16 protein-coding genes are annotated in these 14,433 nt (G+C 58.5%); 7 read left to right on the top strand and 9 right to left on the bottom strand.

Translation table 11 applies throughout. The annotated features are described in order from the left end of the window. Positions 1-32: 32 nt before the first annotated feature. Positions 33-1,235, top strand: coding sequence for an RSP_2647 family RNA methyltransferase (locus tag AC2FID_RS11530; protein ID WP_496836915.1), 1,203 nt, complete (start codon positions 33-35; stop codon positions 1,233-1,235). Then, positions 1,232-1,774, top strand: coding sequence for an RSP_2648 family PIN domain-containing protein (locus tag AC2FID_RS11525; RefSeq protein WP_496836914.1), 543 nt, complete (start codon positions 1,232-1,234; stop codon positions 1,772-1,774). The genes AC2FID_RS11530 and AC2FID_RS11525 overlap by 4 nt, the downstream gene beginning before the upstream one ends. Before the next feature lie 71 nt (positions 1,775-1,845). On the opposite strand, the gene AC2FID_RS11520 is transcribed toward AC2FID_RS11525, so the two are convergent. Beyond that, entirely contained in the window at positions 1,846-2,532 is a 687-nt protein-coding gene (locus tag AC2FID_RS11520) for a M48 family metallopeptidase (protein ID WP_496836912.1), read from the bottom strand. A 219-nt stretch (positions 2,533-2,751) separates the two neighbouring features. Between AC2FID_RS11520 and trhA the strand changes: the two genes are divergently transcribed. Next, the gene (trhA, locus tag AC2FID_RS11515) at positions 2,752-3,420 is read left to right on the top strand and encodes a PAQR family membrane homeostasis protein TrhA (RefSeq protein ID WP_496836910.1); all 669 of its coding nucleotides are present in this window, start codon (positions 2,752-2,754) and stop codon (positions 3,418-3,420) included. A gap of 3 nt (positions 3,421-3,423) precedes the next feature. On the opposite strand, the gene AC2FID_RS11510 is transcribed toward trhA, so the two are convergent. From AC2FID_RS11510 to AC2FID_RS11490, 5 genes are all read right to left on the bottom strand, one after another. Further along, the gene (locus tag AC2FID_RS11510) at positions 3,424-4,608 is read right to left on the bottom strand and encodes a vWA domain-containing protein (protein ID WP_058274514.1); all 1,185 of its coding nucleotides are present in this window, start codon (positions 4,606-4,608) and stop codon (positions 3,424-3,426) included. A 3-nt stretch (positions 4,609-4,611) separates the two neighbouring features. Next, entirely contained in the window at positions 4,612-4,782 is a 171-nt protein-coding gene (locus AC2FID_RS11505; protein WP_186437468.1) for a hypothetical protein, read from the bottom strand. A 3-nt stretch (positions 4,783-4,785) separates the two neighbouring features. Further along, entirely contained in the window at positions 4,786-6,153 is a 1,368-nt protein-coding gene (locus AC2FID_RS11500) for a DUF2927 domain-containing protein (protein ID WP_496836907.1), read from the bottom strand. After that, positions 6,150-6,539, bottom strand: coding sequence for a GNAT family N-acetyltransferase (locus tag AC2FID_RS11495; RefSeq protein ID WP_496837188.1), 390 nt, complete (start codon positions 6,537-6,539; stop codon positions 6,150-6,152). Before AC2FID_RS11495 ends, AC2FID_RS11500 begins: the two co-directional genes overlap by 4 nt. Positions 6,540-6,715: 176 nt before the next feature. Beyond that, positions 6,716-7,561, bottom strand: a complete 846-nt coding sequence (locus tag AC2FID_RS11490) for an AAA family ATPase (RefSeq protein WP_109311345.1) — start codon at positions 7,559-7,561, stop codon at positions 6,716-6,718. Between the two features lie 372 nt (positions 7,562-7,933). On the opposite strand from AC2FID_RS11490, the gene dksA reads away from it, so the two are divergent. Further along, complete coding sequence (gene dksA / locus AC2FID_RS11485; RefSeq protein WP_496837187.1) at positions 7,934-8,356, top strand: RNA polymerase-binding protein DksA; 423 nt, start codon at positions 7,934-7,936, stop codon at positions 8,354-8,356. Between the two features lie 70 nt (positions 8,357-8,426). Continuing rightward, positions 8,427-9,578 (top strand): FAD-dependent monooxygenase, encoded by a 1,152-nt coding sequence (locus AC2FID_RS11480; protein WP_496836905.1) that lies wholly within the window; start codon positions 8,427-8,429, stop codon positions 9,576-9,578. Between the two features lie 4 nt (positions 9,579-9,582). On the opposite strand, the gene xth is transcribed toward AC2FID_RS11480, so the two are convergent. Further along, positions 9,583-10,362, bottom strand: a complete 780-nt coding sequence (gene xth / locus AC2FID_RS11475) for an exodeoxyribonuclease III (RefSeq protein ID WP_496836903.1) — start codon at positions 10,360-10,362, stop codon at positions 9,583-9,585. Between the two features lie 60 nt (positions 10,363-10,422). Next, entirely contained in the window at positions 10,423-10,746 is a 324-nt protein-coding gene (locus tag AC2FID_RS11470) for a HesB/IscA family protein (protein ID WP_496836901.1), read from the bottom strand. 76 nt (positions 10,747-10,822) lie between these two features. On the opposite strand from AC2FID_RS11470, the gene AC2FID_RS11465 reads away from it, so the two are divergent. Then, on the top strand, positions 10,823-11,965 hold the full coding sequence (locus AC2FID_RS11465; protein ID WP_496836899.1) for a deoxyguanosinetriphosphate triphosphohydrolase: 1,143 nt from the start codon (positions 10,823-10,825) through the stop codon (positions 11,963-11,965). Here AC2FID_RS11465 and AC2FID_RS11460 read toward each other — a convergent pair whose 3' ends face one another. After that, on the bottom strand, positions 11,966-12,517 hold the full coding sequence (locus AC2FID_RS11460) for a putative pterin-binding protein (RefSeq protein ID WP_496836897.1): 552 nt from the start codon (positions 12,515-12,517) through the stop codon (positions 11,966-11,968). Positions 12,518-12,648: 131 nt separating this feature from the next. Between AC2FID_RS11460 and argS the strand changes: the two genes are divergently transcribed. Then, positions 12,649-14,394 (top strand): arginine--tRNA ligase, encoded by a 1,746-nt coding sequence (argS, locus tag AC2FID_RS11455; RefSeq protein ID WP_496836895.1) that lies wholly within the window; start codon positions 12,649-12,651, stop codon positions 14,392-14,394. Positions 14,395-14,433: the final 39 nt, after the last annotated feature.

The raw sequence follows: 14,433 nt of genomic DNA, 5'->3' as shown, positions 1-14,433 counted from the left end.
TCCCTCGGGGTATTCGCGACTATGAGGGCGTCATGACCCAAACTGCCGATCACCCCCGTATCCGCCTGAAACCCAAAGCCAACGCACGTGGCCTGCGCCACGGTTTTCCGTGGGTGTATGCCAATGACATCGTGACGGATCGCCGGACGCGTAAAATCCCGGCAGGGGCACTGGCAGTGCTTGAGGATGATAAACGCGCGCCCATCGCACTGGTTGCGGTAAATCCTGACTCCAAAATCATGTGCCGCGTTCTGGACCGAGATCTGGACGTGCAACTGGACGCCGCGTGGTTCGAAACCCGCCTGCGAAGCGCGCTTGAGATGCGCGAACGCCTGTTCGACGCACCCTATTATCGTCTGATCCACGCCGAAGCGGACGGTTTTCCCGGTGTCATCATCGACCGGTTTGGCGATGCCTGTGTGATCCAACCCAATGCCGCGTGGGCCGAGGCGCATCTGGAAACTCTGACCGAGGCTCTGGTCACTGTCACCGGCATGACAACCGTGCTCAAAAACGCCTCGGGCCGGACCCGAGGGCTGGAAGGCCTGGATGATGTGAACCTCACCCTGCGTGGCACTGCGCCCGAAGCACCGCTGCCGGTGCCGATGAACGGCGCCACGTATATGGCCGACCTGACCGGCGGCCAAAAAACCGGGCTGTTCTACGACCAACGGCCCAACCATGCCTTCGCCAAGCGACTGGTGCAGTCCGGCGCGCGGGTATTGGACGTCTTCAGCCACGTGGGTGGCTTCGGACTGGCCATGCTGGCCGGTGGCGCGGGGCAGGCGCTGTCCGTAGATGGATCTGCAGCCGCGCTGGATCTCGCGACCAAAGGGGCCGAGGCCTCTGGTTTTGCTGACACGTTCCAAACCCGCCAAGGCGACGCCTTCGAGGTCCTGACCCAATTGGGTGAAGAGGGCGCGCAGTTCGACGTCGTCATCTGTGATCCGCCAGCCTTTGCACCTTCCAGACAAGCGCTGGACGCGGGCCTGCGTGCCTATGAACGAGTGGCCCGCTTGGCGGCAGCTCTGGTCAAACCCGGCGGCTATCTGGGCCTGTGCTCGTGCTCGCACGCGGCTGATCTGGGGCGGTTCCGCGACTCGTCGTCTCGCGGGATCGGTCGGGCAGGGCGACAGGCGCAACTGATCTATACGGGCTTTGCCGGACCCGACCATCCGCAACTGCCGCAACTGGCGGAAAGCGGCTATCTCAAAGCCGTGTTCTACCGACTTTGAAGGCGGTTCTGGATACCTGCGTCATCTACCCCACGGTGATGCGAGAGATGCTGCTGGGCGCTGCCAAACTAGGCCATTTTACCCCCGTGTGGTCGGCGCGCATCCTCGAGGAATGGGCGCGTGCGGCCCGTAAGCTGGGCCCAACAGGCGAGGCTCAGGCACGCGCCGAAATCGCACTGGCGCAAGCCAATTGGCCCAAAACCGAGTTTCCTGCGGCAACCAATGTCGAACAGCGGCTCTGGCTGCCGGACAGCGCGGATATCCACGTTCTGGCAACGGCCGTTGCATCCTCGGCGGACGTGATCGTCACTGTCAACGCCAAGGACTTTCCCCGAAACATCCTGTCCGAGGAAGGGCTGGACCGCCGTGATCCGGACAATCTGCTGCACGGCTTCTGGCAATCCGATCCCGACGGCATAAGCGCCACAGCCAACCGTGTCCTGGCCGAGGCCAACCGCCTGTCGGGCGACCAATGGACCTTGCGCCCGCTGATGAAAAAAGCCCGTCTCCCGCGCCTGGGCAAAGCGCTCTCTACGTAATCGGGATCCAGCTTCATCTGGCTAGAATTTTCCCGGAGAGCGCGATCAGCTGGCCTCTCGCCGCCGTTAGATCAGCCACGGTTCCAACGCTGCTGTAATGCCTCCAGGGCAGCGATCCGTTCGTCTGTTTTTGGATGGCTCATCAACCAGGCGGGCACAACGCCAGCACGCTGCTGCGTCAGGTCTTCCAGTTTGTGAAACAGCGACTTCTGCGGCCCGATTCCGATCCCGGCTTTGGTTAGCAAAGCGGCGGCATACTCATCAGCTTCATACTCATCACTGCGCGACAGGCGCGACGCCAACAGGTGTGTTAGCATATTTGCAATCCACGCGCCGATGAAGGGGATAAAGCGGTTAAGTAGCATCATCAAAGCGGCCCGCAGCGCATTCTGCCCGGAAAAGTCGATCATCCGACGGCGGGCATGCCCCAGTGCCACGTGACCCAATTCATGCGCGATGACGCTTGCCATTTCCTCGGCGGATACCTCGCCACTGCGAAATTTGCGGTAGAATCCCCGCGTGATGAAAATCCGACCGTCAGGTGCCGCCAGACCGTTCACTGGGTCAATCTCGTAGATGTAGACCGGCACCCGGTCGATCTCTAACGCTGCAGCCAGCCGGTCGGTCATGCGCTTTAAGGCCGGGTCGGCCAGCTCAGTCGACTTTGCATCCAAATCCTTATGGGTGCGCCAGACGGAAATCCGGTACATCACAATGGCATAGGCGATCGCCAGCAGGATCGGGGTAAGACGTAGCATGGTACAAATATGGTTTCGGGCAGGGGATTAGGCAACTGGCCCAGTGTCATAAACTCCGCGTTAACAACAAGATTGTTGTCCATTGCTTCCAACGGCCCACTGCGCAAAAGAAAATCGCCGCCGGTAACCCGCTTGAGGGCAATCAAACTGAGGTGAACAGGTGAAATACCGCGGCTGCCTGACTTGTCGCAGGGCAGGTTGCGCCATAACTTTGAAATTATGTGGTCATTTGCCGATATCCGCCCGGCCTATAGCAGGGCTGAGCGTTTCAGTGATGGCGTTGTTCATGTCCTTGGCGTTGCAGCGGCTATTGTTGCCGTTCCGGCGCTGATCGCGTTGACCGCCTTATACCGGACCGAGCCTGCTGCTGTTCTTGGGGTCTCGGTCTACGGCTTCACGCTCATACTGATGCTGTCGTTTTCGGCTTTGTACAATATGGTGCAATCTGATCGATGGAGTGAGCTGCTGCGCCGCCTCGATCACTCGGGGATTTACGTCAAAATTGCAGGTACTTACACGCCATTCATCTTACTTTCCGGTGCCCCAATGACCGGACTCATGATCGGTCTTTGGTCATCTGCGACCCTTGGATCAATCCTGAAAATGATCGACCCGCACCGGTTCCGTTGGTTTGGTTTGGCGCTGTATGTGTTGATGGGATGGGCGTCCGTTTGGGCGGGTCAATCGCTGCTGGCCGACTTGTCGCAGCTTGTTGTGGCGCTGATGATCACCGGAGGCATCGTCTATACCGCGGGCATCGCCTTTTATCTTCTGGATTGGTTGCCGTTCCACAACACAATCTGGCATGTCTTCGTTCTGACAGGCAGCGTGTTGTTTTTCCTTGCGGTTTCGTTCCGTATTGCCTGGGCGCCGGTCCTGCAGATCTGATTGTCAGCGGGTCAGTTCCCGCATGCCCTGTTCCAAACCGGCCAGCGTCATAGGCACCATGCGGTCCTCGAAAACCTCGCGGATCATGCCGATGGAATGGGTGTATTCCCAGTACTTTTCCGGAACCGGATTGATCCACAGGTTTGATGTCCACTGCTCGCGCGCACGTTGCAGCCAGACTTGACCGGCTTCTTTGTTCCAGTGCTCGTTCGCGCCACCGGGATAGGCAATCTCATAAGGGCTCATCGAGGCGTCGCCGACGAAGATGCACTTGTAGTCTGAACCATAGGTGCGCAGTACTTCGTGGGTCGGAGTCTGCTGGTCCCATCGGCGGTGATTGTCACGCCAGACGCCTTCATACAGGCAGTTGTGAAAGTAGTAATATTCCAGATGCTTGAACTCGGTTCTTGCAGCGGAAAACAGCTCTTCGACAACTTTGATATGTGGATCCATCGAGCCGCCCACATCCAGAAACAACAGCACTTTGACTGCGTTGTGACGCTCGGGGCGGGTTTTGACGTCGAGATAGCCATGTTCGGCGGTGGCGCGGATGGTGCCGTCCAGATCCAGTTCCTCGGCCGCACCTTCGCGGGCCCAGCGACGCAGGCGCTTCAGCGCGACCTTAATATTGCGCGTACCCAGTTCAACCGTGTCGTCCAGGTTCTTGAATTCGCGCTTGTCCCACACTTTTACGGCGCGCTGATGACGGCTTTCCTTCTGGCCGATCCGCACACCTTCGGGATTATAGCCATAAGCCCCGAACGGCGACGTCCCGGCGGTGCCGATCCACTTGTTGCCACCCTGGTGGCGGCCTTCCTGATCCTTGAGACGCTCGCGCAACGTCTCCATCAGTTTTTCAAAGCCGCCCATGGCCTCGATCTCGGCTTTTTCTTCGTCTGAAAGGTGTTTCTCGGCCATCTTGGCCAGCCATTCGGCAGGGATATCGACAGCTTCGAGCACCTGATCAAAGCTGATCTCTTCCAGACCTTTGAAGCTGGCGGCAAAAGCTTGATCGAACTTGTCGATATTGCGCTCGTCCTTCACCATCGACACGCGGGCGAGGTAATAGAACGCCTCGACATCATAGGTCGCCAGACCCTTTTTCATGCCTTCCAGAAAAGTCAGATACTCGCGCAGTGATACGGGAATGCCAGCTTTGCGGAGGTTTTCGAAAAAGGGCAGAAACATGCGTTAACCCACCAAACGAACCAGGATCAGGGAAAGCACCAGACCTACAATGGCAAATGCGATGCCGTAACCGGCCGCATATTGGGCAATATCCGCGCCGCTGCCATTGCGTTTGCGAGCCTTCATCGCGCCAAGGATCGCCCCCAATAACGCCATTCCCAAAACTACGACCATGCGTTACCCGCCTCTGTTGTTGGTGGACGGACCTTCGGCAACTTCCTGCATCAGCGACCGGACCACGACTTCCGAGCCAAAGCCGTATCGCGCCCATGCCAGACTGTCCAGCCTGACGGTACGTGCCTGTTTCGAGCGTCCGGCCTGATTGAGCGCTTCGGATTTCAACAGTAACAGAGTGGCCAATTGAGAGGCGTTTTCAGCCCGCGACATGACAGCAATTGCCTTGTCCAGTTCGGGCAGAATCTCTGGTCCTTTTCCCTGTGAAAGCGCGAAGGCCGCGGTTTGCGTGGTCACATAAGCCTGATGGATTTCAGTTCCCGGAGCAGAGCGCAGAAATTGCATGGCAGTTTCGTAGTGTCGGATCGCTTCTTGCGGATTGTCGAATTGCGCCATGCGGCCAAGAATATAATGCGGATATGCCCGCCGATGGTCGGTCCAGCCCTGTTCCTGCCCGATCTGAACCGCTCTTTCCGCGGCTTTCACCCGGTTGCGTGTGCTTGGCCTTGATCCAAGCGACTTTTGGACGGCGTTGATCCACTCGCGCGGTGTGTCTGAAACAGGTTGCGTCGGCAAAGTATCGCCGCGCGGGTTCAGTCGGCTGAGAATGCCGGGCAGGACGGCCTGGACTTGTTCGCGTGTCATGCCGCTGCGCAATTGGGGCGAATAAGCCGTGCGCAGGATCAGCATGTCAAAACCGGTCAGAATGGTGTGGATGTTGTCGTCGTTGAACACCGAATCCGGCAGGTGATACAGGTCATTCAGCGGCCCCAGTGCCTGTGCCAGTTCCTCGTGCAGGCAGTCGCGTTTTTCCTGCGGGCTCACGTCATAGGGAATGAAAATGCCCAGCCGTTCGCGGCTACGCAGCGCGGTCCAGCTGCTTTTCCGTTTGCGCCGATCTTGTCGATATTCCTCAAAGCTTGAGGCGTTGGGAACCACGAAACAGGCGGCTTGCGGCAGGATGCGCTGGATCTGCTCCTGGCTGACGGCTTCGATTGTTATGTTGGCCTGGCGATCCGGTATCTGGCGAATGTCGATCCCGGCCTCGCGTTGCAGACGCGTCAACAACCGGGTCAGATCGCGCTGCATTGACGGTGTGGGTGATCCCGTAAGCCGAACGGTGACAGGGCCCTCGAACCGGGTGAAGACGGGCAGGGTGGCGCCGCCTTCGAGCGCGAAGTGTAAAGAAAGGAAATCGGCTGCAATATTAGCGTTCGACCGGGCGGGTGGCCTGGGTCGGGTCGACGTGAACGCTTTGGCGGGCGGCAGGTTTGCCTCGATCGCCTTAACGCGTGTTGGCGGTTCAGGGGGGGTAACCGCGGTGCATCCGGCGACGGCAAAGCCAATTAGGACCGCAGCGACCCTGATCATGGGCGTTGATACCGGATAAAGGGCGTTTGCTTGCCAATCCGATCATAGAGCTTGCGCGCCGTGTGATTGAACTCTTGCGTCAGCCAATATACAGAAGGCGCGCCTTTCCGGTCGGCCTCGTCATAAACGGCCTGTATCAAGGCGCGGCCAACGCCGGTTCCGCGCGCCTCGGGCCGGGCGAACAGGTCCTGCAGGTAGCAAACGCTTTCTTCTTTCCACGCATGGCGGTGAAACAGGTAATGGGTCAGGCCAACAAGATGACCATCCGCTTCGGCCACGAAGCAGGAAAAATCGTTGGGATCATTGCCCAGCAACCGTGCGAAGGTTCTGTCATATGTTTGATCCGGCACGGTCGTTTCATAAAACGCCAGATAGTCGCGCCACATCTCGGCCCATTCGGCGCGGTCCTCGGGCAGCAGCGCCCGGATATTGAGGGTGTCAGACAAGCAATGGCTCCTATGTCGTCAGGCCGAACTGCCCGACGACGTCGGACGGCCTTTTGGCCAATGCTGACACCGGGCCCCCCGCAAGGCAAGCGGGGATCACCAAGTGTTCAAATTTCTCAGCGTTTGCTGCGTGCCATGAAGGCGAGACGTTCAAACAAGTGAACGTCCTGTTCGTTTTTCAGCAGCGCGCCGTGCAACTTGGGCAACGCATTGGCCCCGTCGCGTTTGAGGTCTTCGGCCGTCAGGTCTTCGGCCAGCAACAGCTTGAGCCAGTCCAACACTTCCGAGGTCGATGGTTTCTTTTTCAGCCCCTGCGTTTCACGGATTTCGTAAAACTGGGTCAGCGCTGTTGTCAGCAATGCATCTTTGATGCCCGGGTGGTGCACGTCGACGATACGGCGCATGGTCGCCTCATCCGGGAAGCGAATGTAGTGGAAGAAACAGCGCCGCAGGAACGCGTCGGGCAGTTCCTTTTCGTTGTTCGAGGTGATGATCACGATGGGGCGGTTTTTGGCTTTGATGGTGTCCCCGGTTTCGTAGACATGGAACTCCATCTTATCGAGCTCTTGCAACAGATCATTGGGAAATTCGATATCGGCCTTGTCGATCTCATCGATCAGCAGCACGACCTTTTCATCGGTCTCAAAGGCCTGCCACAGTTTGCCCTTGCGAATATAGTTCGACACGTCATGTACACGCTCGTCACCCAATTGGCTGTCGCGCAGGCGGCTGACCGCGTCATATTCGTACAGGCCTTGCTGCGCGCGCGTGGTGGATTTCACGTTCCACTCAATCATCTTCAGCCCCAGCGCGCCTGCTACCTGTCTGGCTAGTTCGGTCTTGCCGGTTCCGGGTTCACCCTTGACCAGCAGTGGACGTTCCAGCGTAACGGCGGCATTCACTGCAATTGTCAGGTCATCGGTGGCAACATATTCGGCTGTACCTTGGAAACGTGCGGTCATGGGCCCCTCATTCAATATCGCGCGGCATGTGTCTTTGGGGTTATAGCGGGGTGAAAAATTTGACAAGACAGGTCGCAACGTCGCGCAGCGCGAAATTGACGTGCGACTCCAATGCCTTTGGTTGATTCGGGTGCTAGCATCGGGCACGACAATTTTGGGAACGCCCAAAAAATGCCTGTCAATTTTCACAGAAAAACAAGGATTTGTTGTTTTAAGTCTCATATTTAGATGACCTGAAACAGCACGCAGCCGGGCTAAGTTTCCATAGTGACATTCCCCCCGCTGTCGGATAAACGCTCCGCAGAAGGGGATTGCCGCATGTCAGGTGAAGCAAAGGTGACCGGCGTTGCAGGCCACACCGAGGGAGCAAAAATGAAGCAGGAAGTATTTCTGCCAGAGGATTATCGTCCAGCCGAAGACGAACCATTCATGAACGACAAGCAGTTAGAGTATTTTCGTCGTAAGCTGCTGGATTGGAAAACTGAACTTTTGGCAGGCAGCCGCGATACGATCGAAGGGCTGCAGGACAACACTCGCAACATTCCGGACGTCGCAGACCGCGCAAGCGAGGAAACTGATCGTGCGCTGGAACTGCGGACACGTGATCGCCAGCGCAAGCTGGTGGCCAAGATTGACTCGGCCCTGCGCCGGATCGACGAAGGCGAATACGGATTTTGCGAGAAGACGGGCGACCCGATCTCGCTGAAGCGTCTGGATGCACGCCCAATTGCGACCATGACGCTTGAGGCGCAGGAACGCCACGAGCGCCGCGAAAAGGTCCACCGCGACGATTGATCGCTGGAAAAATCAGAATTCTCAAACGCCGGGGTCTTTTGCTCCGGCGTTTTTGCTTTAAGCCAGTGATATGAATATCAACGGTCTGAAATTTGGCATCATCGGTGGTGGTATCGGTGGGATCGCCGCCGCTCTGGCGTTGCGGCAACGCGGAGCTCAGGTCGTGGTTTTTGAGCAGGCAGCTGAATTGACCGAGGTCGGCGCTGGCTTGCAGATCAGCGCCAACGGAATGGTCGTACTGCGTGCCCTGAACGTTGTGGGTGAAACACCCGAGGGGGGCCAGCGGTCCCACGGAACGGTGCTGCGCGACTATCGGGCAGGGCGATCCGTCAGTGAGATTCCGGCACCGGCCGCTGGACCCACCTACTACTACCATCGTGCTGACCTACTGGGATTGCTGCACAAAGCAGCGCTTCGGGACGGTGTCGAGTTTCGACTGGGCGCACGCGTTGCGCAGGTGCGCAAACATCCCTCCGAAGCCGAGATTATTCTGGAAGATGGTACAGACCGGCGCGTTGATTGTGCGATTGCCGCCGACGGTGGGCGAAGCACGATCCGCGCAGACCTGAACGGGCCCGAAGCACCGAAATTCACCCATCAGGTGGCCTGGCGGGCGACGATTCCTTGGGCGCGTCGCGATCACAAACCCTGCGCCGTTCTGACGATGGGACCGGGCCGACATGTTGTAACGTATCCTCTGCGCGACCACACACTGATGAACGTTGTCGCGATCGAGGAACGATCCGATTGGCAGGAAGAAGGCTGGCGCCGACGCGGCGACCCCGAAGAACTGCGCGCTCGGTTTTCCGACTTTGGCGGCGTGGTCGGGGAAATTCTGGGGCAGGTGCAGAAACCCCACATCTGGGCGTTGTTTCTGCGGCCCGTCGCCGAACGCTGGCAGAACGGGCGCATTGCATTGTTAGGGGATGCGGCTCACCCGACACTCCCATTTATGGCGCAGGGTGCCTGTCTTGCGCTTGAAGATGCGTGGGTCCTGGACCGATCTTTTGAAGACCAATCCGGGATAGAGCAGGCGCTGTCCACCTATGAAACCCGCCGTCACCGAAGGGCGCAGCGTGTGGTTTCTGCGGCCGGTGCCAATGCTCGAAACTTCCACCTGCGCGGCCCGATGCGGCTGGCCGCACAGGTGGCTCTGATGGCGGTCGGGCCACGATTGTCCCGGAAATACGACTGGATTTACAGCTACGACGCGACGGCCTGAGGTTTCACAGGTCCAAGTCGACCCAGACGGGGACATGGTCCGAGGGCTTTTCATGCCCGCGTATCTCGGCATCAATCCTGCAATCGCGCAACAGATCGGCGGCCTGCGGCGTAAGAAGGAAATGGTCGATACGGATCCCGTCATTCCGGTTCCACGCACCGGCCTGGTAGTCCCAGAACGAATAATGCTCAGGACCTTGGGTGACGGCGCGGAACGCTTCCGTGAACCCCAGATTCAGGATCTTGCGAAACGCGGCGCGGCTTTCCGGCCGGAACAGAGCATCCTCGCGCCACGCATCTGGACGTTTGGCGTCTTCGGCCTGCGGGATGATGTTGTAATCGCCAGCCATCAGCGCGGGCTCTTCGCTCGTCAGCAAATCGCGCGCGCGGTCATATAGCCGCTCCATCCAGGACATCTTGTATTCGTATTTCGGACCCGGCACCGGGTTACCGTTCGGCAGGTACAGACCGCAGATCCGAAGGGCTTTTTCGCCAATGACGGTCGCCTCAATCCAACGGGCCTGTTCGTCCTCGTCGTCACCAGGAAGGCCCCGAGACACATCTTCGAGTGGCAGCTTGGACAGGATCGCCACGCCGTTGAAGCTCTTTTGCCCGTGGGTTTCGACGTTGTAACCGCGCTCTTCAAACAGCTCGCGGGGAAAATTCTCGTCGATCGACTTGATCTCTTGCAGCAAAACGACGTCCGGCTGCGCGTCATCCAGCCAACGGGGCAGGGCTTCGGCTCGCGCTTTGATGCCGTTGATGTTGAACGTGGCGATTTTCATGCGCGATCCTCCGGCTGGCTGCCGGTTGATCTATCCCTCAACCGCGCGGGCAGGGCAAGGTCACATTGAAAATGAAGTGCCGCAGCCGCAGGAAGAGGTTGCGTTGGGGTTCTCGATCACAAACCGCGCGCCGATCAGTTCCTGCGTAAAATCGATCACCGCGTTTTCCAGAAACGGCAACGAAATCGCGTCGACGATCACTTTCTGGCCTTTGCCTTCCAGCACAAGGTCGTCTTCTTTCGGTTCGTCCAACGCGATTTCGTATTGAAATCCGGAACATCCGCCGCCTTCCACTGCGACGCGCAGGGCTTGTCCCTGATCGGATGCACCGATCTCGGCGAGACGTTCAAAGGCGCGTTCTGTAACTGTGGGGGGCAGATTCATGCCAAACTCCAAAGGTTTATTTCCTTTACGCCTTACAATATAGAAAGTGCAAGGACAGGCGACAAGGACAAGGCCTTTGAACATAGCGGGTTTTGCCTCGAACCCAGGCCGCGCCAGGGGGCGGCTTGTGCCAGAGGAGGAAAGCAGTTTCCGGTCATGCTTTCAACGCGACAGGGACCGGATCATTCACGCCAGCGCGTTTCGGCGGCTTAAGCACAAGACACAAGTGTTTGTAGAGCACGAGGGCGACAGCTATCGCACGCGCCTGACCCATTCTATCGAAGTTGCACAGGTCGCGCGAACAATCGCCGGAGCTTTGGGCTTGAACGGCGAACTGACCGAGGCCGTGGCGTTGGCGCATGATCTGGGACACACACCGTTCGGACATACGGGCGAAGATGCCCTACATGCGCTCATGGAGCCTTACGGCGGATTTGACCACAACGCACAGGCCATTCGCATCGTCACGAAGCTGGAACGCCACTATGCCGAATTTGACGGATGCAACCTGACATGGGAGTGCCTAGAGGGGATCGCCAAGCATAACGGGCCGGTCACCGGTGATTTGCCGTGGGCGCTGGCCGAGTGTAACGCGGGTTTCGATCTTGAGCTTTACACTCATGCCAGTGCCGAAGCACAAGTTGCCGCCCTTTCGGATGACATAGCCTATAACAACCATGACCTGTTGGACGGGTTGAGGGCGGGTCTGTTCAGGGATGATGAAATCGGGCAATTGCCTATCGTCGGTGACTGCTATGCCGAGGTGGATCGGAGATATCCGGGTTTGGATTCTTATCGTCGCCGGCATGAGGCGCTGCGCCGTGTTTTCGGCGTCATGGTTTCCGATGTGATTGTCACGTCGCGTGGGCTGATCACGAGTTCGGGCGCGGAGACCGTCGAGGAAATTCGCAATCTTGGTTATCCGGTGATCCAGTTCTCGGGTGGCTTGTGGGCGCAACTCAGGGAAATCCGCGCCTTTTTGTTCAAGCAGATGTACCGCGCGCCCAGCGTCATGGACGTGCGCGCCGAGGTTAGCAAAGTCGTGGAAGATCTGTTCCCAATCTACATGAGCGATCCGAAACAGATGCCCGCGCGCTGGCATGAGGATATTGAGGCGGCCAGCGATGAAACAGCGCTGGCGCGGATTGTCTCTGACTACATTGCAGGAATGACCGACCGATTTGCCCTGCAGGATCACGCAAGGCTGGCTGGTACCTGATCACTCTATCCCGATATAGGCCAGCGCCCAGACCTGCTGGCCCGACTGTTCGGCGGCCAGGTCGGGGTCATCGGTCGGGGGGAAGACGATCATAGTGGGGCCATAGCCGCCAACACCCATCGGTGAGCCGTCGGCATGGGTCGCGACGATGGGTTGATTGGCGGTGATGCTGTCCCAAGGAATTTCAGACTGATAGCCGTCCATGGCCATTGGCTTGGCGGTTTTCCCTTCGGCCCCGGCCATGATCAACAGGTCCGACAGGCGTGGCCCGGAAAAGGCGATGTCGCTCTTATTGTCTTCCGGGCCGTAAGGAATAGTGATTTCAACCTGCTCCAGTCCGTCCAACATGGCCGCATCAAAGCCCGCGGCTCCGTCGTGCTGAACCTCCAAATATCCCAGCAGACCGCCATCGTTTTCACCGCGGGCTGGCAGGTTGGTTTCCGTGACCGCTCCGCCAAGGGTCAAAAGTACATGGCCTTGCGGTTCAGGCATGTCGGCCCAAAGCGGCAGGGCAGAGGTCAGAACGAAGGCGATGGGCAGGGCAAAGCGCATAGGGGTGTCTCCGGCTTGAATTTCCACCGACGTTAGCTGAGTCTACCGCTAATCCAAGCCCAAACTGATCGCTTCCATTGACCTTGCCGCTTTGCGTGGTAAACCGCCGGGCAAGCAAAAGGACATCCGAAATGAACCTGTTTTCCGAGATCCGCGGCCTCGTGTTGGACGCGCTGGCACAGATGCAGTCCGAAGGCGCATTGCCCGAGGGGCTGAGTTTTGACAACGTGGCGGTCGAACCGCCGCGCGATGCGGCGCATGGCGACATGGCAACCAACGCCGCGATGGTGCTGGCGAAACCGGCCAAGATGAAGCCGCGCGACATTGCCGATTTGTTGGCTGGGAAGCTGGCGGCGGATGACCGGATCACCAGTGCCGAAGTGGCCGGACCGGGCTTTTTGAACCTGCGGCTTGCGGCATCGGTGTGGCAGGGTGTGTTGGCAGCGGTGTTGGAACAGGGCACTGACTATGGCCGCTCGTCCATGGGGCATGGCCAGAAAGTGAACGTCGAGTATGTCTCGGCCAACCCCACTGGGCCACTTCATGTGGGCCATACACGTGGTGCCGTGTTCGGTGACGCCCTGGCAAGCTTGCTGGCGTATTCGGGCCATGACGTGACCCGTGAATACTACATCAACGACGGGGGCGCGCAGGTGGATGTACTGGCGCGGTCCGCGTATGAGCGCTATCGCGAGGCCAACGGGCTGAGCCCCGAGATTGCCGAGGGGCTGTACCCCGGTGACTATCTGATCCCGATCGGTGAGGCGCTGAAAGAGAAATACGGGGACAGCCTGATCGACAAACCGGAAGGCGACTGGCTGGAAGAGCTGCGCGAGTTTTCGACGGACGCAATGATGGATCTAATCCGCGCCGACCTGAAGGCGTTGGGTGTTGAGATGGATGTGTTCTTTTCCGAAAAATCGCTTTATGGCACCGGAAAGATCGAGGCTGCGCTTAAGTCCCTGACCGATAAGGGCTTGATCTACGAAGGCGTGCTGGAACCACCCAAAGGTAAAAAGCCCGAGGATTGGGAGCCGCGCGAGCAAACCCTGTTCAAATCGACCGAGCATGGTGATGACGTCGACCGCCCAGTTAAGAAGTCAGACGGCAGCTGGACCTATTTCGCCCCGGATATCGCCTATCACTATGACAAGGTGACCCGTGGTTTTGATGCGCTGATCGACGTGTTTGGTGCGGACCATGGCGGCTATGTCAAACGGATGAAGGCAGCTGTTTCGGCCCTGTCCGATGGCAAGGTGCCGTTGGATATCAAGCTGACGCAGCTGGTAAAGCTGTGGAAGAATGGCGAGCCGTTCAAGATGTCCAAGCGGGCAGGGAACTTTGTCACTCTGCGCGATGTGGTAGATCAGGTTGGCCCGGACGTGACCCGGTTCGTGATGCTGACCCGCAAGAACGACGCGCCGCTGGACTTCGATTTCGACAAGGTGCTGGAACAAAGCCGCGAGAACCCTGTGTTCTACGTGCAATACGCCCACGCCCGTGTCATGAGCGTGCTGCGCCGTGCCGCCGAGGCGGATATCGCTACGGATGATGCGACCCTCAAGGGTGCTGACCTGGGTAAGATCGATCATGCCTCGGAACTGACGGTCGCTAAAAAGCTGGCAGAATGGCCGCGTCTGGTCGAAATCGCCGCGCGCACCAATGAACCGCATCGGGTTGCCTTTTACCTGTATGAGCTGGCGGGTGACTTCCACGCGCTCTGGAACAAGGGCAACGATGAAACGCAACTGCGATTCATTCAGGATGGCGATGTTGCCACAAGCCAATCAAAAATCGCATTGGCCCGGGCCGTTTCTGTTGTGATTTCAGCGGGCTTGGGTATTCTTGGCGTCACTCCGGCGCAGGAGATGCGGTAACTAACACCGCCCGACGCGCCGGTACGAGGTAGGCAAGAA

This window comes from Ruegeria sp. CDSC068, from assembly GCF_059610545.1.
This window is presented reverse-complemented; position numbering and strand designations above follow the sequence as displayed.